At 73.9% G+C, this 3,423-nt stretch carries 2 protein-coding genes; both read right to left on the bottom strand.

The genetic code is table 11. From position 1 onward, the window contains the following. Positions 1–12: 12 nt before the first annotated feature. A complete protein-coding gene (locus C1I93_RS29645) occupies positions 13–2,856 on the bottom strand; it encodes an ATP-binding protein (RefSeq protein ID WP_111246552.1) in 2,844 nt (947 codons plus the stop codon). A 160-nt stretch (positions 2,857–3,016) separates the two neighbouring features. Then, entirely contained in the window at positions 3,017–3,235 is a 219-nt protein-coding gene (locus C1I93_RS29650; RefSeq protein ID WP_111246553.1) for an FmdB family zinc ribbon protein, read from the bottom strand. Between the last annotated feature and the right edge of the window lie 188 nt (positions 3,236–3,423).

Raw genomic sequence — 3,423 nt, forward strand, 5'->3', positions numbered from 1 at the left:
CAGGGGGTGGGGTCAGGCGTGTCCGGTGTGGCGGTCGGCGGTGGCGGTCGGTTGGCGTGGCACGGTGCCGGCGGTACCGGGACCGCTGCCGCCCGGCCGGGCCGAGAACCGGGCCGAGTCGGCGGCCAGGTCGGGATGCTCGACGCCGAGCGCCAGCGCGGTCGCCTCATCCAGCCCCAACGCGCTGCCCTCGCCGTACGCCTCGTCGAAGACGACGTCGCCCAGCAATCTGCGCAGCGCCGTCTGCTGCTGTGTCCAGTAGGCGTCGTAAATGCCGGAGGCTGAGCGCAGACCGGCCCGGGTCGCCTGCGCCGCACCGAAGAGCCGGGCCGCGGTCAGCGGCTCACCGCCGGCGGCACACCGCACCGCGATCGCGTTGAGGGTGTCGCAGGCCCGCCCGTGGAAGCCGTGGTTCATCCGGGAACGCAACGCCGCGAGCAGATGCTCGTGCGCGGCCACCAGGTCGCCCCGGGCCAACGCCACCATGCCGAGCAGCATGTCCACCGAGCGGCGGCCCCTGTCGACCGGACGGGACGCCTCGACCGGCCGGGCCGCACCGAGCAGCTCCGCCGCCTCGTCCAGCGCGCCCCGCCGCCACAGCAACTCGGCCAGCCGCAGCACGGCGAAGAGCGCCTCGGAGTCGACGCCCTGCTCGTACGCCCAGTCGATGACCTCCCGACAGACCCGCTCCGCCTCGGCGAACTGTCCCATGTCGACCAGGGGCGCCGCGCGCCCCGCCAGCACCCGGGCCAGCAGGCCGGCATCGCCGGCCTGTCGGGCCGCCGCCTCCGCCCGCTGGGAGTACCTCAGCTCCTCGGCGAACTCACCGTCCGCGCCGGCATGCAGGGAATGCATGTGGTACGCCGCTGCCAGCTCCCCCTCCGGGATGGCCTCGCCGGTCTCGGCGAGCCGGCCGTAGAGCCGGAACAGCCAGAGCCGTCCCTCCCGGGCCAGCCCACGCTCCCGCCACCACTGGTCGAGCCCACCGGCCAGCCGCAGTCCGGTGCGGGCGCTGCCGCCGGTGGCGCACCAGCGCAGGGCGGCGCGCAACTCACCGGCGAGCGGATCGAGCGCGTACAGCGACAGGGTCACCGGCTGGCCGTTCGGACCGAGGTGCGCCCGTTCCAGGGCGTGCTTCGACCAGGCCACGTGCCGGTTGCGGGCGGCCTGCTCCTCACCGGCCTCCGCGAGCCTGCGGGCGGCGTACGCCCGGATCGGGTCGAGCATCCGGTACGAGCACCCCGCCACGTGCGGCTCCGCCAGCACCAGGGACTTGTCCACGAGCACGGAGAGCGGATCGAGTGGATCGTCGCCGAGCAGCCACTCCACGGTCGGCAGGTCGACTGGGCCGGCGAAGACCGCCAGCCAGCGCAACAGCCGCGCGGCGCGCGGGCCGAGCGTCCGGTACGACCAGGTGACAGTCGCCTGCATGGTCAGGTGCCGCTCCACCGCCGACCGCGCGCCAGGGCTCGCCGGGTCGGGCACGGTGGCTCCGGTCTGCGCCGCACCCCGATCGGCGGGTCGTTGACCGTCGGCCCGGTCCGGATCCGCGGGTGGCACCCGCGCCTCCCGCCCGGCGTCGAGGGTGCCGAGCACGTCGTCGAGGCGTTCGGCGAGCTGCCCGACCGAGAGCACCCGCAGGCGAGCCGCGGCCAGTTCGATGGCGAGCGGCAACCCGTCCAGCCGGCGTACCACCCGGCGCAGGTCCGCCGACTCGGCCGGGTCCGGCTCCCGGCCGCCCCGGGCCGCCGTGGTGCGGTCCAGCAGCAGCGCGACCGCGTCGCTCTCCGTGCCGTCGGGGGACGGATCGACCGACAGCGGCGGGATCCGCCACACCACCTCACCGGGCAGTGCCAGCGGCTCGCGGGTGGTCGCCAGCACCCGGACCCCGTTCCCGCCGGCGAGCAGTCGGGAGACCACGTCCGCGCAGGCCGACGGTTGGGCGTCGCAGGTGTCGAGCACGATGAGCATCCGGCGGGCGGAAGCGTACTCGACAAGCGTGTCGACCATCGGGCGTCCGGGCTCGGGGCGTAGTCCGAGCACGGCGGCGATCGCGAAGGCCACCAACCCGGGATCGGTCACCGCGGCGATGTCGACGAACCACACCCCGTCCGGGTACTGCTCGACCAGATCGGTGGCGAGTTCGACGGCCAACCGGGTCTTGCCGCCCCCGCCTGCCCCGAGCACGGTGACCAGTCGGTGCCCGGCGACGAGTTCCCGCAGCTCGACCCGTTCGGCCTGCCGGCCGACGAACGAGGTGACCTGGATCGGCAGGTTGTGCGCCACCGCGTCGGCGGTACGCGGGCGCGGGAACTGCCGCTCCAGTCCTGGTGCGACAAGCTGGTAGAGCCGCTCCCGGTCGTCGAAGCCACGTAGCCGGTGCAGACCGAGGTCGAGCAGGGACGCGTCGACCGGCAACGGATTGGCGCGCCCCGCCGTGGCGGCGGAGCAGAGGACCTGCCCACCGTGCGCCGCGGCGGCGACCCTGGCGGCCCGATGCACCTCGGGGCTGGCGTACTCGCCGTCGCGCGGCTCGGCCCAGCCGGTGTGCAGGCCCATCCGGACCCGGGGGGCCGCCTCCGGGGTGGGCCACTCGTGGTCGCCGAGCGCACGCTGAGCGGTGAGGCAGGCGGTGAGCGCGGCACTGGCGTCGCTGAAGGCCAGGAAGAACGAGTCGCCTTCGGTCAGCAACTCGGCGCCCTCGGTCGCCACGATCGTCCGGCGCAACAGGCGGCGATGCTCCGCAAGCACCGGCCGGTAGCCGGGTCCGAGCAGTTGCGCCAGCCGGGTGGAGCCTTCGATGTCGGTGAAGACGAACGTCACCCAGCCGGTCGGGAGGTGGATCCGTGCCGACATGCGTGGAACCTCCCCCCTGGCCTCAACGTGATACTTCACGAAACCAGATCATCACGCATCGTAAAAACGGCCGGTCGCGGCTCCGCTTCAAGGTGCCACTGGGACCGGCGTACGGGCAAGACCGGCCTCGCCCGGCGCACCACCCGGCCCTGCGGTCACCTCAACAGCCGCACCCGCCGCCGCAGCACCCACCGCCGGTGGGCGCCGGCGCACCGCCTGTGGTGCCACCGCCTCGCCCGGTGACCGCGACCGTGGACAACAGTTTCACCGTGTCGGCGTGCCCCTGTGGACAGGACGCCGGCTCACCAGCGCGGGCCATCGGGCGGTTGACCTCGAAGGTGTCGCCGCAGGCGCGGCAACGAAACTCGTACCGGGGCATGGCATCAGGGTACGACCGGACCTGACGCTGGTGGACAGATGGGTAATACTCGAACGGTGGCAGACGGCGAAGAGAGCAGGATCCTACGGCCGGCCGCGCCAGGTGCCGAAGCCGCCAGCAAAGGCCCGGCCCCCAGGCTGCCACGACCCCGCCGCCGCTGGCTGAGATCCACGGCCAAAGCCGACGCC

Origin of the sequence: Micromonospora endophytica (genome assembly GCF_003236305.1) — a bacterium.
Classification (GTDB): Bacteria; Actinomycetota; Actinomycetes; order Mycobacteriales; family Micromonosporaceae; genus Micromonospora; species Micromonospora endophytica.

Bases quoted from the DNA above. Each gene is read 5' to 3' on its own strand.
- C1I93_RS29645 (WP_111246552.1), bottom strand. From the start codon at position 2,856: ATGTCGGCACGGATCCACCTCCCGACCGGCTGGGTGACGTTCGTCTTC.
- C1I93_RS29650 (WP_111246553.1), bottom strand. From the start codon at position 3,235: ATGCCCCGGTACGAGTTTCGTTGCCGCGCCTGCGGCGACACCTTCGAG.